This is a genomic window from Ramlibacter sp. GCM10027632, assembly GCF_042675325.1.
Classification (GTDB): Bacteria; Pseudomonadota; Gammaproteobacteria; order Burkholderiales; family Burkholderiaceae_C; genus Ramlibacter.
Window position 1 is genome coordinate 239,915 of sequence record NZ_JBHTGW010000002.1, and the last position, 24,180, is coordinate 264,094.

The 24,180-nt window shown below is 71.0% G+C and carries 24 protein-coding genes; 19 read left to right on the plus strand and 5 right to left on the minus strand.

Features of this window, described 5'->3' with window-relative positions:
- The first annotated feature begins 129 nt into the window (after positions 1-129).
- From ACFQZY_RS04520 to ACFQZY_RS04575, 12 genes are read left to right on the plus strand one after another with little or no spacing between them, the layout of a single operon-like run.
- The gene (locus tag ACFQZY_RS04520) at positions 130-933 is read left to right on the plus strand and encodes a GntR family transcriptional regulator (RefSeq protein ID WP_377413175.1); all 804 of its coding nucleotides are present in this window, start codon (positions 130-132) and stop codon (positions 931-933) included.
- A 10-nt stretch (positions 934-943) separates the two neighbouring features.
- Positions 944-2,146: an ABC transporter substrate-binding protein gene (locus tag ACFQZY_RS04525; protein ID WP_377413178.1), complete on the plus strand. Its 1,203-nt coding sequence runs from the start codon at positions 944-946 to the stop codon at positions 2,144-2,146.
- Positions 2,147-2,168: 22 nt separating this feature from the next.
- The gene (locus ACFQZY_RS04530) at positions 2,169-3,041 is read left to right on the plus strand and encodes a branched-chain amino acid ABC transporter permease (protein WP_377413180.1); all 873 of its coding nucleotides are present in this window, start codon (positions 2,169-2,171) and stop codon (positions 3,039-3,041) included.
- On the plus strand, positions 3,038-4,012 hold the full coding sequence (locus ACFQZY_RS04535; RefSeq protein WP_377413182.1) for a branched-chain amino acid ABC transporter permease: 975 nt from the start codon (positions 3,038-3,040) through the stop codon (positions 4,010-4,012). Before ACFQZY_RS04530 ends, ACFQZY_RS04535 begins: the two co-directional genes overlap by 4 nt.
- Positions 4,009-4,764, plus strand: coding sequence for an ABC transporter ATP-binding protein (locus ACFQZY_RS04540; RefSeq protein ID WP_377413184.1), 756 nt, complete (start codon positions 4,009-4,011; stop codon positions 4,762-4,764). The genes ACFQZY_RS04535 and ACFQZY_RS04540 overlap by 4 nt, the downstream gene beginning before the upstream one ends.
- A complete protein-coding gene (locus tag ACFQZY_RS04545; RefSeq protein WP_377413186.1) occupies positions 4,761-5,471 on the plus strand; it encodes an ABC transporter ATP-binding protein in 711 nt (236 codons plus the stop codon). Before ACFQZY_RS04540 ends, ACFQZY_RS04545 begins: the two co-directional genes overlap by 4 nt.
- 16 nt (positions 5,472-5,487) lie before the next feature.
- Positions 5,488-6,462 carry a tripartite tricarboxylate transporter substrate binding protein gene (locus ACFQZY_RS04550; protein ID WP_377413188.1) on the plus strand — a complete coding sequence of 325 codons (975 nt, stop codon included), beginning with the start codon at positions 5,488-5,490 and terminating at the stop codon, positions 6,460-6,462.
- A gap of 34 nt (positions 6,463-6,496) precedes the next feature.
- The gene (locus ACFQZY_RS04555; protein WP_377413191.1) at positions 6,497-7,789 is read left to right on the plus strand and encodes a 3-isopropylmalate dehydratase large subunit; all 1,293 of its coding nucleotides are present in this window, start codon (positions 6,497-6,499) and stop codon (positions 7,787-7,789) included.
- Complete coding sequence (locus ACFQZY_RS04560) at positions 7,786-8,292, plus strand: 3-isopropylmalate dehydratase (RefSeq protein WP_377413193.1); 507 nt, start codon at positions 7,786-7,788, stop codon at positions 8,290-8,292. Before ACFQZY_RS04555 ends, ACFQZY_RS04560 begins: the two co-directional genes overlap by 4 nt.
- Positions 8,289-9,761 carry a dihydroorotase family protein gene (locus ACFQZY_RS04565; protein ID WP_377413195.1) on the plus strand — a complete coding sequence of 491 codons (1,473 nt, stop codon included), beginning with the start codon at positions 8,289-8,291 and terminating at the stop codon, positions 9,759-9,761. The genes ACFQZY_RS04560 and ACFQZY_RS04565 overlap by 4 nt, the downstream gene beginning before the upstream one ends.
- Positions 9,762-9,766: 5 nt before the next feature.
- The gene (locus ACFQZY_RS04570; RefSeq protein WP_377413891.1) at positions 9,767-11,119 is read left to right on the plus strand and encodes an FAD-dependent oxidoreductase; all 1,353 of its coding nucleotides are present in this window, start codon (positions 9,767-9,769) and stop codon (positions 11,117-11,119) included.
- Positions 11,116-11,991, plus strand: a complete 876-nt coding sequence (locus tag ACFQZY_RS04575) for an oxaloacetate decarboxylase (protein WP_377413197.1) — start codon at positions 11,116-11,118, stop codon at positions 11,989-11,991. Before ACFQZY_RS04570 ends, ACFQZY_RS04575 begins: the two co-directional genes overlap by 4 nt.
- A gap of 21 nt (positions 11,992-12,012) precedes the next feature.
- Here the strand turns inward: ACFQZY_RS04575 and ACFQZY_RS04580 are convergent, their stop codons facing one another.
- The 5 genes from ACFQZY_RS04580 to ACFQZY_RS04600 form a co-directional block, all read right to left on the minus strand.
- Positions 12,013-12,597 carry a hemerythrin domain-containing protein gene (locus tag ACFQZY_RS04580; RefSeq protein WP_377413200.1) on the minus strand — a complete coding sequence of 195 codons (585 nt, stop codon included), beginning with the start codon at positions 12,595-12,597 and terminating at the stop codon, positions 12,013-12,015.
- 80 nt (positions 12,598-12,677) lie between these two features.
- Positions 12,678-13,487, minus strand: coding sequence for a sugar phosphate isomerase/epimerase family protein (locus ACFQZY_RS04585; protein ID WP_377413202.1), 810 nt, complete (start codon positions 13,485-13,487; stop codon positions 12,678-12,680).
- 10 nt (positions 13,488-13,497) lie between these two features.
- Positions 13,498-14,124: an NIPSNAP family protein gene (locus tag ACFQZY_RS04590; RefSeq protein WP_377413204.1), complete on the minus strand. Its 627-nt coding sequence runs from the start codon at positions 14,122-14,124 to the stop codon at positions 13,498-13,500.
- A 34-nt stretch (positions 14,125-14,158) separates the two neighbouring features.
- Positions 14,159-15,898: an FAD-dependent oxidoreductase gene (locus ACFQZY_RS04595; protein ID WP_377413206.1), complete on the minus strand. Its 1,740-nt coding sequence runs from the start codon at positions 15,896-15,898 to the stop codon at positions 14,159-14,161.
- Positions 15,898-16,728, minus strand: coding sequence for an IclR family transcriptional regulator (locus ACFQZY_RS04600; RefSeq protein ID WP_377413208.1), 831 nt, complete (start codon positions 16,726-16,728; stop codon positions 15,898-15,900). Before ACFQZY_RS04600 ends, ACFQZY_RS04595 begins: the two co-directional genes overlap by 1 nt.
- Before the next feature lie 120 nt (positions 16,729-16,848).
- Between ACFQZY_RS04600 and ACFQZY_RS04605 the strand changes: the two genes are divergently transcribed.
- From ACFQZY_RS04605 to ACFQZY_RS04635, 7 genes are all read left to right on the plus strand, one after another.
- Complete coding sequence (locus ACFQZY_RS04605; RefSeq protein WP_377413210.1) at positions 16,849-17,664, plus strand: shikimate dehydrogenase family protein; 816 nt, start codon at positions 16,849-16,851, stop codon at positions 17,662-17,664.
- Between the two features lie 2 nt (positions 17,665-17,666).
- Positions 17,667-19,490 carry an FAD-dependent oxidoreductase gene (locus ACFQZY_RS04610; RefSeq protein WP_377413213.1) on the plus strand — a complete coding sequence of 608 codons (1,824 nt, stop codon included), beginning with the start codon at positions 17,667-17,669 and terminating at the stop codon, positions 19,488-19,490.
- A 66-nt stretch (positions 19,491-19,556) separates the two neighbouring features.
- Positions 19,557-20,687: an ABC transporter substrate-binding protein gene (locus ACFQZY_RS04615; protein ID WP_377413216.1), complete on the plus strand. Its 1,131-nt coding sequence runs from the start codon at positions 19,557-19,559 to the stop codon at positions 20,685-20,687.
- Positions 20,688-20,768: 81 nt separating this feature from the next.
- Entirely contained in the window at positions 20,769-21,644 is an 876-nt protein-coding gene (locus ACFQZY_RS04620) for a branched-chain amino acid ABC transporter permease (protein WP_377413219.1), read from the plus strand.
- On the plus strand, positions 21,641-22,633 hold the full coding sequence (locus ACFQZY_RS04625) for a branched-chain amino acid ABC transporter permease (RefSeq protein ID WP_377413223.1): 993 nt from the start codon (positions 21,641-21,643) through the stop codon (positions 22,631-22,633). Before ACFQZY_RS04620 ends, ACFQZY_RS04625 begins: the two co-directional genes overlap by 4 nt.
- A complete protein-coding gene (locus ACFQZY_RS04630) occupies positions 22,630-23,406 on the plus strand; it encodes an ABC transporter ATP-binding protein (RefSeq protein WP_377413226.1) in 777 nt (258 codons plus the stop codon). Before ACFQZY_RS04625 ends, ACFQZY_RS04630 begins: the two co-directional genes overlap by 4 nt.
- A gap of 1 nt (position 23,407) precedes the next feature.
- Positions 23,408-24,160 carry an ABC transporter ATP-binding protein gene (locus ACFQZY_RS04635; RefSeq protein WP_377413229.1) on the plus strand — a complete coding sequence of 251 codons (753 nt, stop codon included), beginning with the start codon at positions 23,408-23,410 and terminating at the stop codon, positions 24,158-24,160.
- The last annotated feature ends 20 nt before the right edge of the window (positions 24,161-24,180 follow it).

Consider the following 24,180-nt stretch of genomic DNA (forward strand, 5'->3'; position numbering starts at 1 on the left):
CCCGCGTGAGGCGGCGCGCACCGGATCCGGGATTACCCGCACCCTATCCGGGCCGATTCCCGACAGGACATTCACGATTTCAAATGTCCTATTGACAGTACATTAAGACCGCGCCCATCATCCGCGGCCATGAAGTCCGCTCGCGCCGGGTTGCCGCTGCCGAAGTACCACCGGGTCTACCTGGTGCTGCGCCAGCACCTGGAGGAAGGCCGTTTCGCCGACGGCCTTCCGGGCGAGCACGCGCTGGTCGAGGAGTTCGGCGTGGCCCGCGTCACCGTGCGCCGCGCCCTGGAGCAGCTGGCGGCCGAGGGCCGCATCACCCGCCACCCGGGCCGCGCCACGCAGCCCACGCGGCCGACGGCGGCCGAGGCCGGGGCCGAGCCCCAGGCGGCTGCCCGCACCTCGCTGGGCGGCCTGTTCGAGAACCTCGTGAGCATGGGCCTGCGCACCTCGGTGCAGGTGGTGTCGCTGGCCACCCTGGCCGCGCCCGCGCCGGTGGCCGAGGCCCTGCGCCTGGCGCCCGGCGACAAGGTGCAGAAGGCGGTGCGCGTGCGCAGCACCGGCGAGGGGCCGCTCTCGTGCATCACCACCTGGGTGCCGACCGCGCTGGCCGGCCCCTTCACCAAGAAGGACCTGGCGAAGAAGCCGATCCTGGTGCTGCTCGAGGAGGCCGGGGTGAAGGTGGGCCGCGCCGAGCAGACCCTCACCGCGGTCCTGGCCGACGCCGAAGTCGCCGCCCGCCTGGACGTGCCGGTGGGCGCCGCGCTGCTCGCGGTGCGCCGCCTGATCCTCGACGCCGACGACCGCCCCGTGCAGTGGCTGCACGGCCTCTACCGGCCCGACCGCTATGAATACCAGATGCAGCTCTCGCGCGTGGGCGGCATCGACGCCAAGGTGTGGGTCAACAAGGAATTGTCCGCTCAGTTTCACTAAGGAGAACGCCATGAGCACTCGTCGCCACTTCATCTCCCAGACGGCCGCGGCCGCTTCCGCGATGGCCTTCCCGCTGGTGGGCGGGGCGCAGCCCAAGCCGATCAAGGTCGGTGTGCTGCACCCGGTCACCGGCGCGCTGGCGTACTCGGGCCAGCAGTGCCGCGAGGGCGCGCTGATGGCGATCGAGGACATCAACAAGGCCGGCGGCATCAAGTCGCTGGGCGGCGCCAAGATCGAGGCCCTGCTGGCCGACGCGCAGTCCACGCCGCAGGCCGGCGCCGCCGAGATCGAGAAGATCAACGAAGCCGGCGCCAGCGCCGTGGTGGGCGCCTTCGCCTCCGCCATCTGCCTGGCCACCACGCAGGCCGCCGCCAAGTACAACCTGCCGCACGTGGTGGACGTGGGCGTGGCCGACCAGATCGTCGAGCGCGGCCTGAAGAACACCTTCCGCTTCGGCCCCGGCTACCGCAAGTGCGCCGAGGTCGCGGTGGCCAACCTGCACGTGCTGAACACCGCCGCCGGCAAGCCCGCCAAGAGCGTGATGATCATCCACGAGGAGTCCCTCTTCGGCACCGGCACCGCCAACCTGCTCTCGCGCGAGCTGCCCGGGTACGGCTACGAGGTGAAGGAGGTGATCAAGCACGCCAACCCCACGCGCGACTTCAACAACATCGTGCTGCGCATGAAGTCCGTGAACCCGGACATCGTGATCCCCGCCAACTACTACAACGAGTACGCGCTGCTGGTGCGCACCATGCAGCAGCAGAAGGTGGTTCCCAAGGCGATCTACTCGGTGCTGGGCGGCGCGGCCTCCAGCTACAAGTTCGTCAAGGAGTTCCCGGACGCGGCCAACGGCATCATCGACTGCAACCACTGGTTCAACCCGAAGGACAAGCGAAGCGCCGAGCTGAAGAAGCGGGCCGAGGCCAAGGGCCTGTTCTTCTCATACGAGCTGTTCATGACGTACACCGCGATGCGCCTGCTGGCCGACGCGATCGAGCGCGCCAAGTCGTCCGACCGCGCCGCGATCATCGCGGCCCTCGAGTCGAGCACCTTCGCCGACCACATCATGCCGTACGGCCCCACCAAGTTCGTGAACGGCCAGAACACCGGCGCGCAGCCGCTGATGACGCAGGTGCACAAGAACGACATCAAGGTCATCATCCCGCGCGACTACCGCGAGGTCGACCCGATCTTCCCGCTGAAGGCCTGAGCGCCGGAGGACCGACCGCGCGATGTTCGACCTGTCCATCCTGTTCCCCGCCGTCCTGAACGGGCTGACCACGGGCGCGGTCTACGCGCTCGTGGCCCTGGGGCTCACCCTGATCTACGGGGTGCTCCACATCATCAACTTCGCGCACGGCGCGTGCCTGATGATGGCCCTGTACGGCGTCTACTTCCTCAAGCAGTCCCTGGGGGTGGACCCGTACCTGGCCCTGCCGGTCATGGTGCCCGCCATGTTCGCGGCGGGCTATGCGCTGCAGCGCGGCGTGGTGGAGCGCGCCAGCCATGGGAAGGACGAGAACATCCTGCTGGTCACCCTGGGCATCTCGATCGTCCTGGAGAACGTGGCGCTGCTCGCGTTCCGCTCCGACACCCGCACCATCGACACCGCCTACACCCTGGCCACGGTGGCGATCGGCCCGGCCATGATCTCGCTGCCCAAGGTGGTGGCCTTCTTCGGCGCCCTGGCCACCTCGGCGGCCCTGCTGTGGATCATGAAGCGCACCGACCTGGGCCGTGCGATCCGCGCGGTGGCCAAGGAGAAGCAGGGCGCCCGCCTCATGGGCATCAACGTCGAGCATGTCTACGCCATGAGCTTCGGCATTGGCCTGGCCTGCCTGGGCGCGGCGGCCTGCTTCCTGCTGCCGGCGTACTACGTGAACCCGCAGGTGGGCGGCGGCTTCGTGCTGGTGGCCTTCACCATCGTCGTCCTCGGCGGCATGGGCAGCTTCCCCGGTGCGCTGGTGGGCGGCCTCCTGATCGGGGTGGTCGAGTCGCTGGGCGGCCTGTGGTTCGGCGAGTCGCTGGGCCAGATCGGCATCTTCCTGATCTTCATCGCGGTGCTGCTGCTGCGGCCCCAGGGCCTGTTTGGAGCCAAGGCATGACGCTCGGCAAGGACCTCCTGTCGATCGCGGTGTTCGCGCTGGTGGTGGCGTGCATCCCGCTGGCCACGGCCTCCGGCGTGGCCCTCAACTTCGTGATGATGGTGCTGTTCGGCGCCCTCATGGCCCAGGCCTGGAACCTGCTGGGCGGCTTCGGCGGCCAGTTCTCCTTCGGCCACGCGCTGTTCTTCGGCACCGGCGCCTACGTGCAGGCCATCGCCCAGATGCGGTGGGGCCTGAACCCCTGGCCCGCCCTGGCCCTGGCGATGGCCGTGGCGGCGGGCGCCGGCCTGTTCTTCGGCGCGCTCTCCTTCCGCTACGGCCTCAAGGGCTCCTACTTCGCGCTGGTCACGCTGGCCTTCGCCGAGGTGCTGCGGGTGCTGGCGCTGTCGGTGGACTTCACCGGCGCCGGCGTCGGGCTGATGCTGCCGCTGCGCGAGGGCGCGGGCAACATGCAGTTCCCCACCCGCGCCGGCTACCTCTGGCTGGCCCTGGGCCTGCTGGTGGCGGCGCAGCTCGTGGCGGCCTGGCTGCGGCACTCGCGCTTCGGCGCCTGGCTGCAGGCCGTGCGTGACAACGAGGACGCGGCCCGCGCCATCGGCGTGGACCCGTTCCGGGTGAAGCTCGGCGCGATCGCCGTCTCGGGCGCGCTGATGGGCGCCGCCGGCGCGTTCTACGTGCAGGTGTTCCAGTACATCGACCCGGCCATCGCCTATGGCCCGCATGCCTCGGTGGAGGCCCTGGTGGCGGCCATCGTCGGCGGCCTGGGCACGCTGTGGGGGCCGCTGCTCGGCGCGGCCACGCTGCATCTGCTGTCCGACCTGACCCGCAACCTGTTCGGCAGCCTGCCGGGCATCAACATGATCATCTATGGCTGCGTGCTGGTGCTGATCGTCATGTTTGCGCCGCGCGGCGTGGCGGGCGTGGGGCGCTCCGTGATCTCGCTGTGGCGCTCGCAAGGAGAACGCAAATGACGACGGAGATGCTTCGCCTCGAAGGCGTCTCCAAGGCCTTCGGCGGCCTGCGCGCGGTGCAGGACGTGAGCCTGTCGCTGCCCGCCGGCCAGTTGAGCGCCCTCATCGGCCCCAACGGCGCGGGCAAGACCACGCTGTTCGCGCTGATGTCCGGCTTCCTGCGCCCCGACACCGGCCGCGTGTTCCTGGAGGGCGCCGACATCACCGGCCAGCCGCCGCACGCCAACGCGCGCCGCGGCATGACCCGCACCTTCCAGATCGTCCAGCCCTTCGCCGCGCAGACCGTGCGCGAGAACATCGCGGTGGGCGCGCACCTGCACTGCGCCAGCCGCTCCGAGGCGCTGGCGCAGGCCGAGGCGGTGGCGCAGCGCGTGGGCCTGGGGCCCCAGCTGGACAAGCCCGCCGGCGACCTCACCGTGGCCGGGCGCAAGCGCCTGGAGCTGGCGCGCGCGCTGGCCACCCGGCCGCGCCTGCTGCTGCTCGACGAGGTGCTGGCCGGACTGAACCCGCAGGAGGTGGCCGAGATGATTCCCGTGGTGCGCGGCATCGCCGGCGAGGGCGTGACCGTGCTGATGATCGAGCACGTGATGCAGGCGGTGATGAACCTGGCCTCGCACGTGTGGGTGCTGGCCCAGGGCCAGCTGATCGCCGAGGGCAGCCCGCAGCAGGTCACGCGCGATGCGCGGGTGATCGAGGCCTACCTGGGGCACGGCACCGCGAAGCGGCTGGCGGGGCAGGGGGCCGGGGCATGACGCAATTGCTGAAAGTCACTGGCCTGCGCAGCGGCTATGGCAGCGTGGAGATCCTGCGCGGCGTGGACCTCACGGTGAATGCCGGCGAGATCGTCGCCCTGCTCGGAAGCAACGGCGCCGGCAAGTCCACCTTCAACAACACGCTGTGCGGCATCGTCCCCGCGCGGGCCGGCGAGATCGGCTTCGACGGCCAGGCCATCGCGCACCGCCACTACCGCGACATCGTCGCCGCCGGCCTGGTCCAGGTGCCCGAGGGCCGGCGCATCTTCCCCAACCTCTCGGTGCTGGAGAACCTGGAGCTGGGCAGCTTCACCCGCGCGCGCGAGCGCCGGGCGCAGAACCTGGAGCGGGTGTTCGGCATCTTCCCGCGCCTGAAGGAGCGGCTGTCGCAGCTGGCCGGCACCATGAGCGGCGGCGAGCAGCAGATGCTGGCGATCGGCCGCGGGCTGATGGCCGAGCCGCGCCTCTTGATCCTCGACGAGCCTTCGCTGGGCCTGTCGCCCCTGCTGGTCGAGGAGATGTTCGGGCTGATCGGGCAGTTGAACCGGCAGGGCCTGTCCATCCTGCTGGTGGAACAGAACGTCGGGCAGTCGCTGGAGATCGCGCAGCGTGCCTACGTGATGGAGAACGGCGCGATCGAGTTCTCCGGCACCCCCGGCGAGCTGCTGGCGAGCGACCGCCTGCGCCGCGCCTACCTGGGCCTGTGAGGAAGGTCGTGACGCCATGAGCATCCGTTCCCCCTCCTTCTCGCGGCGAGATGCGGTGGTGCGCACCGCGCTCCTGGTGGCCGCGGCCCGGGCCCACGCGCAGGCCCAGCCGCCGGTGCGCATCCTGGTGGGCGCCCCCGCCGGCGGCACCAGCGACACGCTCGCCCGCATCCTCGCCACGGAGATGGCCAAGGCCCTAGGCCGCACCGTGGTGGTGGAGAACCGCCCGGGCGCCGGCGGGAACCTCGCCGCCGAGGCGGTGGCCCGCGCCGCGCCCGATGGCAACACGCTCCTCATGAGCTTCACCAGCCACGCGATCAACGCGTCGCTGTACCCCTCGCTGCCCTTCGACCCCGCGCGTGACTTCACCCCGCTCACGCTGGTGGCCACCTCGCCCGCGGTGCTGGTGGCGCACCCCTCGGTGCCGGTGGCCCATGCGGGCGACCTGATCCGGCTGGCCAAGGCGCAACCGGGCCGGCTGAACTTCGCCATCGGCGCCCTGGGCTCGTCGATCCACCTCGCCGGCGAGGCCTTCAAGATGATGGCGGGCGCCTACATCGTGAACATCCCCTACCGCGGTACCGCGCCGGCGGTGCAGGACGTGCTGGCCGGCCAGGTGGAGCTGATGTTCGCCAACATCGGCAACGTGCAGGCCCACATCCGCGCCGGCAAGCTCAAGGCGCTGGGCGTGACCAGCCCGAGGCGCCTGCCCGCCTTCCCGGAGGTGCCGGCGATCGCCGAGTTCCTCCCGGGCTATGAATCCAGCGCGTGGTTCGGCCTTTTCGGGCCGGCGCGCATGCCGCCCGAGCTGGCGCGCCGCGTCGCCGACGCCGCGCGCCAGGCGATCGCCACGCCCGAGGTGCGCCGGCGCATCGAGCTGGAGGGCGCCACGCCGGTGGGCAATGCGCCGCAGGAGTTCGCCCCCTTCGTCAGCGCCGAGATCGCGCGCTGGGCGAAGGTCGTCAAGTACTCGGGGGCGAAGCCGGAATGAGCCGGCCGCCCGCAATGACCTGGAGGGGCCGCACATGGCATCCGCACGCATGGCGATGACACTGGCGCAGAAGCTCGTGGCCCGCGCCGCCGGCCGCGACTTCGTGACCCCCGGCGAGGTGGTGACCTGCGAGGTCGACCTCGCCATGTTCCACGACTCCTCCGGCCCGCGCCGGCTCAAGCCGATGCTGGACCAGCTCGGCGCGAAGATCTGGGACCCGCAGAAGGTGGTGCTGGTGATGGACCACTACGTGCCCGAGCGCGACGACGAGGCGCGCCGCATCGTGCGCATCGCCCGCGACTGGGCGCGCGACGAGCGCCTGCCCCATGTCTACGACAGCCAGGGCATCTGCCACGTGGTGGTGCCGCAGCACGGGCACATCCGCCCCGGCATGTTCTGCGTGGGCGGCGACTCGCACTCGCCCACTGGCGGCGCCTTCGGCGCCTACATGTTCGGCGTCGGCAGCACCGAGATGCTGGGCGTGGTGGTCACCGGCGAGATCTGGCTGCAGGTGCCGCGCACCATCTCCATGGAGTGGTCGGGCCGGCTGCAGCCGGGCGTGACCGCCAAGGACATGATGCTGCACATGATCGGCCGCGTCGGCATGAATGGCGGCGCCTACCAGGCGGTGGAGTTTTCCGGCGATGCGGTGCGCGCGCTGTCGATGAACGAGCGCATGACCCTGTCCAACATGAGCGCCGAGATGGGGGCGCAGGCCGGCCTGGTGGCGCCCGACCAGGTCACCGTCGACTGGCTGCGCGCCGCCGGGGTGGACCCCGCGACGCTGGGCGACCTCTCGCACTGGCGCACCGACTCGGGCGCGCCGATCGAGCGCCATGCCTTTCACGCGCCGCTGCTGGCGCCGCAGGTGGCGGCGCCGCACAGCCCGGCCAACGCCGGCCCGGTGTCGAAGCACGAGGGCACGCCGGTGGACGTGGCCTACATCGGCGCCTGCACCGGCGCCAAGATCGACGACCTGCGCGCCGCCGCCTCGGTGCTGCGGGGGCGCCACGCGGCGCGGGGCGTGCGGCTGATCGTCGCTCCGGCCAGCATGCGCGACCAGCAGCAGGCCGAGCGCGAGGGCCTGATGCAGGTGCTGCGCGACGCCGGCGCCGAGGTGGCCGCCACCAGCTGCGGCGCCTGCGCCGGCTACGGCGACGCGCTGACCCACGCGAAGAACGTGATCTCCAGCACCGCCCGCAACTTCCGCGGCCGCATGGGCGCGGCCACGACCGATGTCTACCTGGCCTCGCCCTACACGGTGGCGGCCTCGGCGGTGACGGGCCGCATCCATGACCCGCGCGACATGCTCAAGGAGGTCGCATGACCACGACCCACCGCGTCTGGAAACTGGGCAAGGAGATCGACACCGATGCCCTGGCCCCCGGCGCCTACATGAAGCTGGGCCTCGAGGGCATCGCCCCGCACTGCCTGGAATCGGTGCGCCCGGGGTTCGCCGCGCAGGTGCGCCCGGGCGACGTGATCGCCGCCGGCCCCGGCTTCGGCATCGGCTCCTCGCGCGAGCAGGCCGCCGGCGTGCTCCGCCACCTGGGCGTGGCCGCGGTGATCGCGCCCTCGTACAGCGGCCTGTTCTTCCGCAACGCCTTCAACCTCGGCCTGCTGCTCCTGACCTGCCCCCTGGCCGACCGCCTCGCCGAGGGCGACACGGTCACCCTCGACCTGGAGCACCTGACCGTGGTCACCGCCAGCGGCCAGCGCCTGCCCTGCGAGCCCGTGCCCCATTTCCTGCTGGAGATGGTGCGCGCGGGCGGCCTCTTCCAGCTGCTCAAGCAGCGATTCGCACCCGACAAGACACCGGAGGACTCATGACCAAACCCATCTACGACCTGTTGATCAAGAACGTGCGCGTGGTGCGCCCGCACGGGAACACCGTGCATGAGGGCGACATCGCCATCCAGGGCGAGCGCATCGCCAAGGTGGCGCCCGGCATCGACGCGACGCTCGCCAGGAAGGTCTACGACGGCAAGGGCCGCCTGGCCTTCCCCGGCGTGGTCGACGCCCACATGCACTCCGGCATCTACTCGCCGCTGGCCGAGGACGCGGTGACCGAATCGAAGGCCGCGGCCATGGGCGGCGTGACCTCCAGCCTCAACTACTTCCGCACCGGCCAGTACTACCTGAACAAGGGCGGCCCGTATGCCAAGTTCTTCCCCGAGGTGCTGAAGATCTCGAAGAACCGCTTCCATGTGGACTACGGCTACCACCTGGCGCCGATGGACCGCAAGCACATCGAGGAGATCCCGATGCTGATCGAGAAGCATGGCGTGTCCAGCTTCAAGATCTTCATGTTCTACGGCTCGCACGGCCTGCACGGCGCCTCGAACACGCAGAAGGACTTCCTGATGATCGGGGAGGACGAGCGCTACGACCTGGCCCACTTCGAGTTCATCATGCGCGGCGTGCAGGCGGCGCGCGAGCGGTTCCCCGAGAAGGCCGACCAGATCTCGCTGTCGCTGCACTGCGAGACCGCCGAGATCATGACGGCCTACACGAAGATCGTGGAGAAGGACAAGTCGCTCAAGGGCCTGGCCGCCTACAGCGCCTCGCGCCCGCAGCACTCCGAGGGCCTGGCGGTGTTCATCGCCAGCTACCTGGCCAACGAGACCGCGCTGCCGAACATCAACCTGCTGCACCTCAGCTCGCGCAAGGCGGTGCAGGCCGCGATGATGATGGCCGACGTCTTCCCCCACATCAACTTCAAGCGCGAGGTGACCATCGGCCACCTGATGCTGGACATCACCTCCAAGGCCGCCGAGCAGGCCAAGGTGAACCCGCCGATCCGCCCGCGCGAGGACGTCGAGTTCCTGTGGGAGGCGCTGCTCGCCGGCGAGCTCGACTGGGTGGTGTCCGACCACGCCTGCTGCCGCCAGGAGCTGAAGATCCCCAAGCGCTACTTCGGCAACATCTGGATGGCCAAGAGCGGCTTCGGCGGCACCGAGTACCTGCTGCCCTCGCTGGTCTCCGAGGGCACGCGCCGCGGCATGAGCTACAACCACATGGCCCAGGTGCTGGCCTGGAACCCGGCGCAGCGCTACGGCCTGAACCACAAGGGCGACCTGGCCGAGGGCTTCGACGCCGACGTGGTGCTGGTCGACCCGAACCACACCTGGACCATCGCCGCCAAGGACTCGCCGTCGACCCAGGGCTACACCCCCTTCGAGGGCCTGGAGCTGTCGGCCCATGTGGACGCCACCTTCCTGCGCGGCGGCCTGATCTACGAAGACGGCAACCTGATCGGCAAGCCGCGCGGCCAGTACCTGCACCGTCCCACGGCGTGACCCACCTGAACGAGCCCGTCGTCCTGCCGGCCGAGCGGCTGGGGGCCGACGCGCCCGAAGTCCCGGTGGCCATCGTCGGCGGCGGCGCCTGCGGCCTGGTGGCGGCGATCGCGCTGCGCGACGCCGGCATCGACTGCGTGGTGCTCGAGCGCGACGAGCGCCCGAGCGGCTCCACCGCGCTGTCCTCGGGCTTCGTGCCCGCGGCCGGCACGCGGGCGCAGCGCGCCGCCGGCGTCACCGACGACTCGCCCGAGCGCTTCGCCGCCGACATCCAGGCCAAGGCCCGGGGCCGCGCCGCGCCGCACCTGGTACAGGCCTACACCGAGGCCATCGCCCCGGCGCTGGACCACCTCTCGGGCCACCACGGCATCACGCTGCAGGTACTGGAGGGCTTCCTGTACCCGGGCCACAGCGCGCTGCGCATGCACGCGGTGCCGGAGAAGACCGGCGCCGCCCTGATCTCGCAGCTGGAACGCGCGGCCGACGCGGCCGGCGTGATGCTGCTCACGCAGGCCACGGTGCGCGAGCTCTATGTGGACGAGGCGCGGCGCGTGCACGGCATCGGCTACCGCCGCCCCGACGGCCGCCTGGAGCAGCTTCGCTGCGGCGTGCTGGTGCTGGCGTGCAACGGCTTCGGCGGCAACCCGTCGATGGTGGAGGACCTGATTCCCGAGATGCGCGGCGCCACCTTCGGCGGCCACGTGGGCAACGACGGCAGCGCCATCCGCTGGGGCCGCCAGCTCGGCGCGCGCCTGGCCGACCTCACCGGCTACCAGGGCCACGGCTCCTGGGTGGTGCCGCAGGGCATCCTCATGACCTGGGCCGTCATGGCCGAGGGCGGCATCCAGCTGAACGCGCAGGGCCGGCGTTTCCATGACGAGACCGGCGGCTACTCCGAGGCCTCGGTGCACGTGCTGCAGCAGCCCGGGCAGGTCGCCTGGAACGTCTTCGACGACCGCCTGCTGGCGCTGGCCCGCACCTTCCCCGACTTCCGCGAGGCCGAGGCCGCGGGCGCGCTGCGCACCGCCGCCGACCGTGCCGGCCTGGCCCGGATCATCGGCTGCGACGAGGCCGGCCTCGACCCCGCGCTCGATCGCTTCACCGCGCCGTACCACGCGGTCAAGGTGACCGGCGCGCTGTTCCACACCCAGGGCGGCCTGGACATCGACGCGCGCTGCCGCGTGCTCGATGCCCAGGGCCGCCCCTTCCCCAACCTGCTCGCCGCCGGCGGCGCCGCGCGCGGCGTCTCGGGCGATGCGGTGTGGGGCTACCTCTCCGGCAACGGCCTGCTCAGTGCGGTGGCCGGCGGCTGGATCGCGGCGAAGACCGCAGCTTCCCTGGAGACAAGCCCCCCATGACCCCCGAGATCCCCGAGACCCTCCAGCAGCGGCTGGCCCGGCCCCAGGTGCTGCTGGCCCCCGGCGTGTACGACGCGCTCAGCGCCCTGGTCGCCGAGCAGGCCGGCTTCGAGGCGCTGTACCTCTCGGGCGCCTCGATCGCCTACACCCGCCTGGGCCGCAGCGACATCGGCCTGACCACCGCCAGCGAGGTGGCCGACACGCTGGCGCGCATCACCGAGCGGGTGGCCGTGCCGGTGATCGTCGATGCCGACACCGGCTTCGGCAACGCGCTGAACACGCAGCGCACGGTGCGCGAGTTCGAGCGCGCGGGCGCGGCCATGATCCAGCTCGAGGACCAGACCTTCCCCAAGCGTTGCGGCCACCTCGATGGCAAGGGCGTGGTGCCGGTGGCGGAGATGTGCGGCAAGCTGCGCGCGGCGCTGGATGCGCGCCGCAGCGAGCAGACCCTGGTCCTCGCCCGCACCGACGCGGTGGCGGTGGAGGGCTTCGACGCGGCCCTGGAGCGCGCCGAGCGTTACCTGGAGTGCGGGGTCGATGCGCTGTTCATCGAGGCGGTGCGCACGCCCGAGCAGATGGACGCCGCCTGCGGCCGCTTCGCCCACCGCATCCCGATGCTGGCCAACATGGTGGAGGGCGGCAAGACGCCGGTGCAGTCGGCCGGCGAGCTGGGTGCGCGGGGCTACCGCATCGTGATCTTCCCGGGCGGCACCGCGCGCGCGGTGGCCCACACCCTGCAGCAGTACTACGGCCGCCTGCAGGCCGACGGCACGACGGCGGCCCTGAAGGACCGGATGCTGGACTTCGACGGCCTCAATGCCGTCATCGGCACGCCGGAGCTGATCGCCCGGGGCAGGCGCTACGAGGGCTGAGGCCCTCGGCGCGTCACACGCTCACTCGGCGCCCAGCCCGATCGGCGCCGGGGCGGTGTTGGCGATGTGGGTCAGGAGCCTGTCCCACTCCGGCTTGCGGGCGCCGCCGGCCAGGGGGTCGAGGTCGTCGCGCAGGCGCGCGCCGATGCGGGACCAGTCGCTGGCGGTGAGGTGTTCCACCGCGGCGGGGAAGACCTGGGTTTCCTCGGTGTGCATGTGGTCCAGGTAGTGGCGCACATAGGTCTTGACCGCCTCGAGGAAGGCCTCGCGCCGGGACTCGCCCATGAACTCCCACGACATCAGCTGGTGCTGCAGCTGGTGCACCTTGCGCTCGCCGTAGCCATGCTCGCGCTCCAGCCGCTCGATCACCGGCCCCAGCGCCGGGGCGCGCTCGGCCACCAGCGGGAACAGCAGCTCGGACTCGTTGGGGTGGTGGCGCTTCTCCGGGAACTCGCCGATGTAGTAAAGCATCGCGCGCATCACATGGAAGAAGCGGTCCTCGTCGCCCTTGGGGCCGCGCTCGGCCAGGGCCACGACGGAGTGGAGCACGGCGCCCAGCGCCGAGTGCTCGTCGCGGATGTACTGGAGGGTGGGGTGGTTCTTCATGGCTTGGCTCCTGGGCCGCAGGATGGCCGAGCCCGGCGGCGCCGGCGTTGACATTCGTCAAGGCCCGGCGCACCCCCGCCTCAGACCCCGCACACCGCCCGGCTCGCCTCCAGGCAGCGCCGCGCCCATTCCACCGGCGAGGCCGTCTTCTCCCGCTCCAGGTGGATGATCTCCACGCTCACCGGCAGGTCCGCCGGCAGGGCCTGGAACAGGCCGGCCACGTCGATCGTGCCCTCGCCGGGCATCAGGCGCTCGCAGCGCGCGGTGTGGATCAACTGCTCGTTCGTGAACTGCGTGCCGGCCACCGCGTCGCAGGCCTGGGCATAGTGCAGCCACTCGCGCGGGATGGCGCGGATGTCGTCCAGCGTGGTGTCCGAGCGGCCGAAGTGGAGGGCGTCGATCAGGAGGCCGGCGTTGGCCGGCCGGCCCGCCTTCTCGATCACGCGCATCGCCGCCCGGGCGTCGCGCACCTCGGTCCAGGGCATGAACTCCAGGTCGGCCGTCAGGCCGAAGGGGCGCATCACCTCGCACAGGCGGGCGTAGCTGTCGGCCAGGCGCGACTCGTCCGGGTCGTCGGCCGCCACCAGCACCGAGCGGGCCTTCAGCGCGGCGCCGGCCTCGAACATCGCGTCCCAGGCATGCGGGTCGAACGCCGCGCCGATGCGCACGATCTCCAGGTCGAACACGCCCACGCCGGTGTCGCGCACCGCGGCCTGCGTCTCGCGCAGGGCCTGCGGGTCATCGACCAGCGCCTGCTTCGCGGCGCCCGCGCCATTGGGCCAGGGCCGCAGGCCGACGAACTCGTAGCCGGTCTCGGCCGCCAGCTGGATCGCCTCGGCGGCGGTGCAGCGGTGCGAGGTCAGGTAGGCCAGGGAGAAGGGACGAGCCATGGTCGCGACCTCATTTCATCGGGGAGACGGCGGTGGGCAGGGCGATGGTGGAGACCATGCGCGTGGTCAGGTTGGCCGGGCCGCCCTTGGGCGGCCAGATGCCCTGGGCCACCGCGTCGGCGCGGGCCTTGCTCCGGGCATTCAGGTCGGGGTAGGCCCAGATGTTGGTGAAGCGCGGCGCGCCGTCCAGGGCCACCATGGCCACCACGCAGGGCGAGAGCTTGTCGCGCGGGGGCAGGTACTCGGCCCACAGGTCGATGGTGGGCTGCACGCCGCCTGGCTTGATGCCGTAGGTGCGCACCTCGTACACCGGGCCGGTGACGCCGCTCTCGGCGCTCGGGCGGGCCGGCTTCATCCACGGGAAGCCCTGGTAGCTGTCGATCGTCAGGTCCTGGTACAGCTCGCCGCAGCCGTAGGGGCTGGCGCTGGCCTGGGTGCGGGCGCGCTCGGCCTGCAGCTGCTCCAGGGTCGCAAAGCCGCGCAGTACCAGCAGCTGGTTCAGCACGCCGATGTCGGTGAACCAGCAGGCCAGGAGTTCACCCTGGGCGCCCGGCTGCCTGCAGAAGGCGTCGACGTTCGTGGCGGCCTGCCCGGCGGTGCCGAAGGGCAGGGTCATGGTGGCGAGTTCGTAGTACATGCGTTCTTTCTTTCGGGGAGGGGTCAGTCGAGGTTCAGTCGGTGGCCAGGGCCCGGCCCGCCGCGTGGTGGGCCGCCAGGTAGCCGAAGGTCATGGCGGGGCCGAGGGTGATGCCGCCGCTGGGGTAATTGCCGCCCATCATGCTGCTCATGTCGTTGCCCGCGGCGTAGAGGCCGGCGATGGGTTCGCCCCGCGCATCGAGCACCTCGCCGTGCACGCCCACGCGCAGGCCGGCGAAGCTGCCCAGGCTGCCCATGACGAGCTTCACGGCGTAGAAGGGGCCGCGCTCCAGGGGCGCCATGCAGGGGTTGGGGTGGCGCGGCTCGGGCTCGCCCTGCACGCGGTTGTAGGGCGTGTCGCCCTTGCCGAAGTCGGCGTCGCGGCCCTCGCGGGCCATGGCGTTGTAGCGGTCCACCGTGGCCGCCAGCGCGCCGGCGTCGATGCCGCAGGCGGCGGCGAGCGCGGCCAGCGTGTCGGCGCGCTTCAGGTAGCCGCTGGCGAGCCACGGGCCCAGGGGCATCGGCGCGGGCTTCACCGCGCCCAGGCCGTAGCGGCGGATGAAGGCGTGGTCGCACACCAGCCAGGCCTCGGGCTTTTCGCCCGGCGGGGTGGCGCGCAGCAGGGCCTGCATGACGTCGTGGTACGAGTCGGCCTCGTTGCAGTAGCGCCTGCCGTCGCGGCGCACCGCGATCACGCCGGGCTTGGCGCGCTCGATCAGGTGCGGGAAGTGGCCGGTGCTGCCGTCGGCGCGCGGCACGAGCGAGACCGGCGCCAGGGCCATGGCCTGCACCAGGTCCTGCGCCACCTGGCCGCCGGCGGCCTCGCCCAGGCGCAGGCCGTCGCCGGTGTTGCCCCGGTTGGCGGCGGACCAGTGGCCGTGGCCCTCGCGCACATGCGGCACCAGCTGGCGCTGGCGGGTGGCGTCGTGCGGGAAGCCGCCGGTGGCCAGCACCACGCCGCGGCGCGCGCGCACCGTCACCTCGCCCTGCGGCGTGGACAGCACCGCGCCCTCGATGCGCTGACCGTGCCGCAGCAGGCGCTGCGCCGGGCTGGCGGTGAGGATCCGCACGCCGCGCTCCAGCGCCGAGGCGGCCAGGGCCGCGACCAGCGCGTTGCCGTTGACGACGCGGCTGGCGCGCCGGTGCGTCGCGTAGTCCCAGGCGTAGCGCATCACGCGCCGGGCCACGTACCAGAACGAGGCGGGCTTGCGCAGCGCGTTGAGGTAGTGCCGCAGCTCCGCGCCCGAGGCGATGCCCAGGCCCCACAGCGTGGTCTCGCGCAGCGGCGGCTTGAGGTCGTGCATGCGCGCGCCGAGGCGGCGGGCGTCGAACGGGGCGGCGCAGACCGAGCGTCCGCCCAGGGCAGCGCCGGGGCTGCGGCCATGGAAGTCGGGGATGGCGTTGCCGTCGATGAACTGCAGCGCGGTGTGGCGGCGGAAGAAGTCCACCATGCGCGGGCCGTGGGCCAGGAAGGCGTTGACGCGGGCCTCGTCGAACTGCGCGCCCAGCTCGTGGCGCAGGTAGGCGAGGGGGCCTTCGAGGTCCTCCTCGATGCCGGCCTCGCGCGCCAGGGGGTTGCGGGGGATCCACATCCAGCCGCCGGACCAGGCGGTGGTGCCGCCGAACTGCGGGTCCTTCTCGGCGACGATGACCTTCAGCCCGAGGTGGGCCGCGGTGGCGGCGGTGGCAAGGCCGCCGGCGCCGGAGCCGATGACCAGCAGGTCGCAATGGATCTCGTTCTTGCCCGCGGCGGTGGGGGAGGGCGTGGCCGTCATCAGTCTGCGTAGATGGGCTTGCGCTCGCCGGCGGCTTCGCCGGCGGCGTGCTGGCCCTGGTTGAAGAAGGGGGAGGAGCCGCTGGCCGCGGCGAGCTGCGCGGCGAAGTCCACCAGCTCAGGGCCCAGGGCCTCCATGCGCTCGCGGGTGAAGCGAACCGTGGGGCCGGCGATGGTCAGCACGCCCATGGCCGGCTGGCCGGCCAGGCGCACCGGCGCGGAGATCGCGCTCAGGCCGGCGGTGTAGGTGTCGACCGAGACGGAGAAGCCGCGCCGGCGGGTGTCCTGCAGGGCGGCCAGCACCTCGGCCAGGGTCTCGGGCGCGGCGGGGCCGAATTCGGCGCGCGGCCCCAGCCCCTGGCGGGCGACCAGGGCCAGCGCCTCGTCGTCGCCCAGGGTGCTGAGCCAGGCCCAGCCGGAAGAGGAGCAGGACAGGCGCGCGTCGCTGCCCATGTCCGGGTCGTAGCGCAGGCCCTGGCGGGCGCCCTGGGCGCGCGCGACCCAGGTGAGGCGCTCGCCGTCGACCACCGACAGCCGCACCAGCTCGCCCGAGCGCTCGGCCAGGCGGTTGAGCAGCGGCTGGGCGATGTCCACGATGCCGCTCTTGCTCAGGAACATCAGGCCGATCGAGACCAGCTTGGTGGTGAGGGTGTAGGCGCCATGGTCGCGCAACTGGCGCACGTAGCCGGCGGCGACGAGATCGGTCAGCAGCCGGTGCACCCCGCTGCGCGGGATGTTCAGGCGCTGCGCGATCTCGCCCAGCTCCAGGCCCTCGCCGTGCTGGGCGAGCAACTCGAGGATGCCGAGGGTGCGTTCCATCACGCCGCTCATGGGGTTCTTCTTTCCGGCTCGCGCCTGTGTTGGGGTCGGGATGACGGGGCAAGTATAGGGAAATATGGAACAACATTCAAAAGTTGAATGACATTCCACTTGTAGGTATCATCCGCCGCCATGCAAACGAACCCTGCCGCCGCCCTCGATGGCTCCACCCGCCTGCACTTCATCGTCGGCGACCCGATCGCCCAGGTGAAGTCGCCCGCCGGCGTGAGCCAGTCCTTCGCCGCCGCCGGCCTGAACGCCCTGTGCGTGCCGGCCCATGTGAGCCCCGCCCACCTCACGCAGTGGCTGCAGGGCGTCTCGCTGGCGCAGAACGTGGACGGGATCATCGTCACCGTTCCCCACAAGATCGACTGCCTGGCCCTGTGCGGCACCGCCACCGAGCGGGCCCGCTTCGTGGGCGCGGTCAACACCATGCGCCGCAACCCCGACGGCTCCTGGCACGGCGACATGTTCGACGGCGAGGGCTTCGTCCAGGCCCTGCGCGCCAAGGGCGGCGAGCTCCAGGGCCGCAGCGCCCTGCTGGTCGGCGCCGGCGGCGCGGGCTCGGCCATCGCCCATTCCTTCGTGCTGGCCGGCGTGAGCCGCCTGGCCATCCACGACCCCGACACCGCCCGCCGCGACGGGCTGATCGCGCGCCTCTCGGCCATGGGCCGGGGCCAGGTGGGGGTGGGCAGCCCCGACCCCACCGGATTCGACGTGGTGATCAACGCCACGCCCATGGGCATGCGCCCCACCGACCCCTTCCCGATCGAGGTGGACAAGCTGGCGGGCTCGCAGTTCGCCGGCTGCGTGATCACCGCGCCGCCGGTCTCGCCCTGGGTCGAGGCGGCCCGCGCCAAGGGCTGCAACAGCATGGTGGGCGCCGACATGTTCGCCCGCGTCCGCGACCTGATGGTCGATTTCCTCGTGGGCTCGCAGGAGCATTGAACATGGCACATCGCATGCAAATCCTCGCCAAGGGCGCCGTCCCGCAGGCCGAAGGCCGCAACTTCGACGTGGTGGTGGTCGGCGCCGGCGGCGCCGGCCTCGCCGCCGCCCTCTATGCCGCCCTCGACGGCGCCAGCGTGCTGCTGGTCGAGCGCACCGGCCTGGTCGGCGGCACCACCGCCTGGTCGGCCGCGACCACCTGGGTGCCCGGCACGCACCATGCCCAGGAGGTCAACCCCGGCGACACGCTGGCCGAGACCGCCCGGTACCTGGACCATGCGGTGGGCGAGCGCTCGCCGCGCGAGGTGCGCGACGCCTTCCTGCGCCATGGCGCCGCCGCGGTGAAGCACATCGAGTCCCGCAGCGAGGTGCAGTTCCGCCCCTACGCCAAGCACCCCGACTACATCAGCGACCTGCCCGGCTCCACGCTGTGCGGCCGCGCCCTCGAGCCGCTGCCGTTCGACGGCCGCCTGCTCGGCCCGCTGCTGCCCCTGGTGCGCCCGCCGATCCCGGAGTTCACCGTGCTGGGCGGCATGATGATCGACCGCTACGACATCCCCCACCTGCTGGCGATCACCCGCTCGTGGACCTCGTTCAAGCACTCGTTCAAGCTGATCGCCCGCTACGCGATGGACCGCCTCACGCACCCGCGCGGCACCCGCCTCGTCATGGGCAATGCGCTGGTGGGCCGCCTGCTGCACTCGCTCGCGCAGCAGCCCCACGTGACCCTGGCGCTGAACACCTCGCTGGCCTCGATCGAGCGCGACGACGGCGGCCGCGTGATCGGCGCGGTGCTGAAGTCGGACGCCGGCGAGGCCCGCGTCTCGGTGGGCAAGGCCCTGATGCTCGCCTCCGGCGGCTTCAACCGCGACCCGAAGCTGCGCGCCGAGCGCCTGCCCGGCATCTCCGAAGCCTGGTGCCCGGCGGCCCCCGGCCACACCGGCGAGGCCCAGGCCGCCGCGCGCCGCGCCGGCGCCACCGACGGCGAGGGCGCGATGAGCCCGGCCTTCTGGGCCCCGGTCTCGCTGCGCAAGCGCGCCGACGGCAGCGACGCCGTCTTCCCGCACTTCGTGCTCGATCGCGCCAAGCCCGGCATGCTCACCGTCAACCAGGCCGGCGAGCGCTTCGTCAACGAGAGCACCTCCTACCACCTGTTCGGCATCGCCATGCAGAAGGCCCACCAGGCCTCGCCCTCGATCCCGGCCTACCTCATCGCCGACGCCGCCGCCCTGCGCCGCTACGGCATGGGCATGGTGCGCCCGGGCGGCAAGGGCCTGGCGCCCTTCCTGGCCGACGGCTACCTCACCGAGGGCCGCACGCTCGACGAACTCGCCGGCAAGCTGGGCATCGATGCCGAGGGCCTCAAGCGCTCGGTGGCCCAGATCAACCAGTACGCCGCGACCGGGATCGACCCCGACTTCCACCGCGGCGAGACCGCCTACCAGCAGAACATCGGCGATGCCACGCTGGGCGGGCGCAACCCCAACCTCGGCGCGCTCACCGAGGCGCCGTTCTACGCGGTGCGCCTGTACCCCGGCGACATCGGCGCCTCCCAGGGCCTGCGCACCGACGAACACGCCAATGTGCTGGACGCCCGGGGCCAGCCGATCCCCGGCCTCTATGCGCTGGGCAACGACATGCATTCGATGATGGGCGGCACCTACCCGGCCCCGGGCATCACCGTGGGCCCCGGCCTGGTGTTCGCCTATGTCGCGACCCGGCACGCCCTCCAGCCGCAGGACCTGGTGCCCGCCTCCGGACAAACCCGGTATGCGTCTGATAATCGAACGAACCTGGGCGATCATCGAACTCAGGTCGCCGCCTGATTGGCGGCCCCGGCCCCACCCACCCCTACAGTCCGAAACCTTTCTTCCCCTCCCGAGGAACCCCCCATGAAGCACACCCTGAAGTCGATCGCCCTGGTCGCCGCCCTGGCCACCGCTGGTCTCGCCCAGGCCCAGGACATCAAGATCGCCAACATCGTCGAACTGTCCGGTCCCGGCACCACCGCCGGCACGCTGTTCAAGAACGGCGTGGAGCTGGCCATCAAGGAGATCAACGCCGCCGGCGGCATCCTGGGCCGCAAGGTCGCCTACACCACCGAGGACACGCAGACCAACCCGGGCGTGGCCAAGGGCCTGACCCAGAAGGCCGTGGACGCCGACGTCTTCGCCATCTTCGGCCCGGTGTATTCCGGCTCCATCATGGTCTCCATGGCCGAATCCAAGCGCGGCGAGGTGCCCAACTTCACCGGCGGCGAGGCCGCCGCCATCACCCAGCAGGGCAACCCCTACGTGTTCCGCACGGCCTTCGGCCAGAGCGTGTCCTTCCCCAAGCTGGCGCGCTTCATCAACTCGAAGGCCAAGACCCTGGCGGTGATCTACGTGAACAACGACTTCGGCAAGGGCGGCCGTGACACGCTGCAGAAGCTGCTGGAGGGCTCGCCCACCAAGATCGTGGCCGACATCTCCACCGACGCCGGCCAGGTGGACTTCTCCGCCGCCGTGCTGAAGGCCAAGCAGGCCAACGCGGACGCCATCTTCGTCTACACCAACGAGGAGGAGTCCGCCCGAGCCCTGCGCGAGCTGCGCAAGCAGGGTTGGACCAAGCCCGTGATCGGCGAGACCACGCTGACCGGCCAGAAGGTCATCGAGCTGGCCGGCGCGGCCGCCAACGGGGCCCAGGCCCACGTCGGCCTGACCGTCGACGCGCCCCAGCTCAAGGCCTTCGGCGCCAAGTACAAGGCCGAATACAAGGCCGACTCGGACCACAACGGCATCAAGGGCTACACCGGCGTCTACGTGCTGAAGGCCGCCATCGAGAAGGCCGGCAAGGTCGACCGCAAGGCCGCCGCCGCCGCCATCCGCAACAGCTGCTTCAGCGCCAAGCAGCACCCCGGCATCCTGCTGGACGTGTGCTTCGACGACAAGGGCGACCTGGACCGCGAAAGCTTCCTGGTGGAAGTGAAGAACGGCCGCCCCGAGGTGGTGGCGACGCTGCCCCCGGCCAACGCCAAGAAGTGACCCGAAGCCTGGCCGGCGCCAGGCGGCTGACCCCCGCCGCGCGCCGGCCGCGCAGCCCGCACCGGAAATGACCGCATCCCCATGACCGACTTCCTACAACTCCTCTTCAGTGGCATGGCCACGGGCAGCATCTATGCCCTGGCGGCCCTGGGCTTCACCCTGTTGTGGCAGGCCTCGGGCACCATCAACTTCGCCCAGGGCGAGTTCGTGATGCTGCCGGCCTTCATGATGGTGATCCTGCTCGCCTCGGGCATGCCGCTGATGCTGGCGTTCACCGCCAGCTGCCTGCTGTCGGTGCTCGTCCTGGGCTGGCTGTTCAAGCGCGGGCTGGTGGACCCCCTGTTCAAGTACGGCCTGATGCCGATCGTGGTGGCCACCATCGGCCTGTCGATCGCCATGCGCAACGGCGTGCGCGCCGGCTACAGCGCCGAGCCGCATCCGTTCCCGCAGGTCTTCCCCGACGAGGTCTACAACCTCATGGGCGTGACCGTCTCGGCCAGCGACATCGGCACCTTCGTCTTCGCGATGCTGCTGGTGCTGGGCGTGCAGTCGTTCCTGAACCGCACGGTCACCGGCCGCGCGATGCAGGCCGTGGCGCAGAACACCGAGAGCGCCTCGGTGCTGGGCATCAACGTGCCGCGCATGATCTTCTACACCTTCGCCATCAACGCCGTGCTGGCCGTGGCCGCCGCGCTGCTGGTGACGCCCACCTACCTCGCCAAGTTCGACATGGGCGAGTCCCTGGGCACCAAGGCCTTCTTCGCCGCGATCATCGGCGGCTTCAACAACTCCCGCGGCGCGCTCGTGGGCGGCCTGATCGTGGGCGTGTGCGAGAACCTCGCCGCCGCCTACATCTCGCCCGCCTACAAGGATGCCGTGGCCCTCCTGATCTTCATGATCGTGATCCTGTTCAAGCCCCAGGGCCTCCTGGGACGCAAGGAGGAGCGCAAGGTATGACGAAATCCAAGCTGCTCATGGGCGTGCTGCTGCTCGCGGCGCTCGCCGCGGTGCCCCCGTTCCTCAAGAACTACGGCATCCACATCTTCACCACCTGGCTGGTGTTCATCATCGCCACCATGGGCCTGAACCTCACCGTGGGCTACGCCGGCCAGAAGTCCCTGGGCCATGCGGCCTTCTTCGGCATCGGCGCCTACACCGTGGCGATCCTGCTCAAGGCCGGCATCAGCTTCTGGATCGGCCTGCCGGTCGCGGCGATCCTGTGCTTCGTCACCGGCCTGGTGCTGGGCTTCCCGGCGCTGCGCGTGCAGACCATCTACCTGGCCTTCGCCACCCTGGGCTTCAACACCGCCCTGTGGCTGGTGATGCGCAACGAGGAGTGGCTCACCGGCGGCACCTTCGGCATCAACAACATCGCCCGCCCCAGCGCCTTCGGCATCAGCTTCGACGGCAACCTGGCCTACTACTACCTGGTCTTCGGCTTCACCCTGGTGCTGGCCGCGCTGCTCTGGTACCTGCTGCGCTCTCCCTGGGGCAAGGCCTTCACCGCGCTGCGTGACAACCCGATCCGCGCCGAGAGCCTGGGCATCGACACCCGCAACTACACCCTCTTCAGCTTCGCCATCGGCGCGGTCTACGCGGGCATCGCCGGCGGCCTCTACGCCTCGCAGGTGCAGTTCATCGACCCCGCCCTGTTCACCGTGGGCCAGTCGATCATGATGTACCTGATGGTCGTCATGGGCGGCCCGGGCTACTTCCTCGGCCCGGTGCTCGGCTCCGCCGTCGGCGTGGTGCTGCCCGAGTGGCTGCGCTTCGCCCAGGCCTGGTACCTGTTCGTTTTCGGCACGGCGGTGGTGCTGCTCATGATCTGGCTGCCCGACGGCCTCCTGAGCCTGCCTGATCGCCTGAAGGCCCGCCGCCAGGCCCGCGAGGCCTCGGCCGCCCGCGCCGCGGCCGCCCAGGCCGCCCCCCAGAAAGGCATGGCATGACCCACGCGCATCACCACGACCGGCCCGCGGGCAGGCCCGTCCTCAAGGTCACCGACATCCGCAAGGCCTACGGCGCGATCCAGGCCGTCGGCGGCGTCTCCTTCGAGGTGCGCCCCGGCGAGATCTTTGGCGTGATCGGCCCCAACGGCTCGGGCAAGACCACCCTGTTCAACAGCATGCTGGGGCAGATCACGCCGGACAGCGGCAGCATCGAGCTCAATGGCGAGGACGTCACCCAGCTCGGCCCGCTGGAGCTCAATCGCCGCGGCGTCGGCCGCACCTTCCAGACCCTGCAGGTGTTCGGCAAGATGACCGTGCGCGACAACCTGATCGTCGCCGCGCAGGAACACCACGGCTCGATGTTCAGCCGCATGTTCGCGCCGTCCGACTCGGGCCTGGGCGCCAAGGCCGACGCGCTGATCGACCAGTTCCACATCCGCCACGTGGCCGACAAGAAGGCCGGCGAATTGAGCTACGGCCAGCAGAAGCTGGTGGACATCGCCATGGCCTTCATGAGCGACCCCGACCTGGTGCTGCTCGACGAGCCCTGCGCCGGCGTGAACCCCTCGCTGGTGGGCGGCATCAGCCGCCTGCTCAAGGAGTTGAACCAGTCGCGCCAGGGCAGCTTCGTGGTCATCGAGCACAACATGGAGTTCGTGATGGACCTGTGCCACCGCATCATGGTGATGGTGGAGGGCCAGGTGCTGGCCATCGGCACGCCCGACGAGATCCGCCGCAACAAGCAGGTGCTGGACGCCTACCTGGGGAACTGACATGACCGCCACGCCTTGCATCGAGTTCGACGACGTCGTCGCCGGCTACAAGGACTTCATGATCCTGAACAACCTGTCGTTCAGTGTCCGCCCCGGTTCCATCACGCTCCTGATTGGCCCCAACGGCGCGGGCAAGTCCACGGTCCTCAAGACCTTGTTCGGCCTGCTCAAGCCGCGCCAGGGGCGCGTGCGCCTGAATGGCGAGGACATCACCGGCGCCAGCCAGAAGGCGCTGCTGGCGCAGGGCATCGCCTTCGTGCCGCAGGGCCGCAACCTGTTCGGCCAGCTCTCGGTCTACGAGAACCTGGAGCTGGGCGGCATCACCCTGGGCATGAAGACCACGCACGAGCGTATTCCCGAGGTGCTGGAGTTCTTCCCGCGGGTGAAGGAGCGCATCCACTCGCGCGCCGCCTCGCTCTCGGGCGGCGAGCAGAAGCAGCTGGAGATCGGCCGCGCGCTGCTGCTGCGCCCGAAGGTGCTGCTGATCGACGAGCCCTCGATCGGCCTGTCGCCGATCGTGGTGCAGGACGTGTTCAAGCTGCTTCGCAAGCTGGCCGACCAGGGCACCACGGTGCTGATGGTCGAACAGAACGTCAAGAGCGCGCTGCGCTACTCGGACGACGCGATCGCGCTGGAGTCCGGCCGCCTGGTGCTGCACAAGCCGGCGGCGGAAATCCTGGCCGACCCGACGATGGAGCGTCTGTTCCTCGGCGGCGCGCACACCACCGGAGCCGCCGCGCCCGCCGCGGCCTGAGTCCCCGGCCTCGGCGCGTC

Bases quoted from the DNA above. Each gene is read 5' to 3' on its own strand.
- ACFQZY_RS04555 (WP_377413191.1), top strand. From the start codon at position 6,497: ATGGCATCCGCACGCATGGCGATGACACTGGCGCAGAAGCTCGTGGCC.
- ACFQZY_RS04545 (WP_377413186.1), top strand. From the start codon at position 4,761: ATGACGCAATTGCTGAAAGTCACTGGCCTGCGCAGCGGCTATGGCAGC.
- ACFQZY_RS04595 (WP_377413206.1), bottom strand. From the start codon at position 15,898: ATGACGGCCACGCCCTCCCCCACCGCCGCGGGCAAGAACGAGATCCAT.
- ACFQZY_RS04625 (WP_377413223.1), top strand. From the start codon at position 21,641: ATGACGAAATCCAAGCTGCTCATGGGCGTGCTGCTGCTCGCGGCGCTC.
- ACFQZY_RS04520 (WP_377413175.1), top strand. From the start codon at position 130: ATGAAGTCCGCTCGCGCCGGGTTGCCGCTGCCGAAGTACCACCGGGTC.
- ACFQZY_RS04560 (WP_377413193.1), top strand. From the start codon at position 7,786: ATGACCACGACCCACCGCGTCTGGAAACTGGGCAAGGAGATCGACACC.
- ACFQZY_RS04575 (WP_377413197.1), top strand. From the start codon at position 11,116: ATGACCCCCGAGATCCCCGAGACCCTCCAGCAGCGGCTGGCCCGGCCC.
- ACFQZY_RS04550 (WP_377413188.1), top strand. From the start codon at position 5,488: ATGAGCATCCGTTCCCCCTCCTTCTCGCGGCGAGATGCGGTGGTGCGC.
- ACFQZY_RS04600 (WP_377413208.1), bottom strand. From the start codon at position 16,728: ATGAGCGGCGTGATGGAACGCACCCTCGGCATCCTCGAGTTGCTCGCC.
- ACFQZY_RS04630 (WP_377413226.1), top strand. From the start codon at position 22,630: ATGACCCACGCGCATCACCACGACCGGCCCGCGGGCAGGCCCGTCCTC.
- ACFQZY_RS04535 (WP_377413182.1), top strand. From the start codon at position 3,038: ATGACGCTCGGCAAGGACCTCCTGTCGATCGCGGTGTTCGCGCTGGTG.
- ACFQZY_RS04585 (WP_377413202.1), bottom strand. From the start codon at position 13,487: ATGGCTCGTCCCTTCTCCCTGGCCTACCTGACCTCGCACCGCTGCACC.
- ACFQZY_RS04605 (WP_377413210.1), top strand. From the start codon at position 16,849: ATGCAAACGAACCCTGCCGCCGCCCTCGATGGCTCCACCCGCCTGCAC.
- ACFQZY_RS04580 (WP_377413200.1), bottom strand. From the start codon at position 12,597: ATGAAGAACCACCCCACCCTCCAGTACATCCGCGACGAGCACTCGGCG.
- ACFQZY_RS04525 (WP_377413178.1), top strand. From the start codon at position 944: ATGAGCACTCGTCGCCACTTCATCTCCCAGACGGCCGCGGCCGCTTCC.
- ACFQZY_RS04540 (WP_377413184.1), top strand. From the start codon at position 4,009: ATGACGACGGAGATGCTTCGCCTCGAAGGCGTCTCCAAGGCCTTCGGC.
- ACFQZY_RS04610 (WP_377413213.1), top strand. From the start codon at position 17,667: ATGGCACATCGCATGCAAATCCTCGCCAAGGGCGCCGTCCCGCAGGCC.
- ACFQZY_RS04590 (WP_377413204.1), bottom strand. From the start codon at position 14,124: ATGTACTACGAACTCGCCACCATGACCCTGCCCTTCGGCACCGCCGGG.
- ACFQZY_RS04530 (WP_377413180.1), top strand. From the start codon at position 2,169: ATGTTCGACCTGTCCATCCTGTTCCCCGCCGTCCTGAACGGGCTGACC.
- ACFQZY_RS04635 (WP_377413229.1), top strand. From the start codon at position 23,408: ATGACCGCCACGCCTTGCATCGAGTTCGACGACGTCGTCGCCGGCTAC.
- ACFQZY_RS04615 (WP_377413216.1), top strand. From the start codon at position 19,557: ATGAAGCACACCCTGAAGTCGATCGCCCTGGTCGCCGCCCTGGCCACC.
- ACFQZY_RS04620 (WP_377413219.1), top strand. From the start codon at position 20,769: ATGACCGACTTCCTACAACTCCTCTTCAGTGGCATGGCCACGGGCAGC.
- ACFQZY_RS04565 (WP_377413195.1), top strand. From the start codon at position 8,289: ATGACCAAACCCATCTACGACCTGTTGATCAAGAACGTGCGCGTGGTG.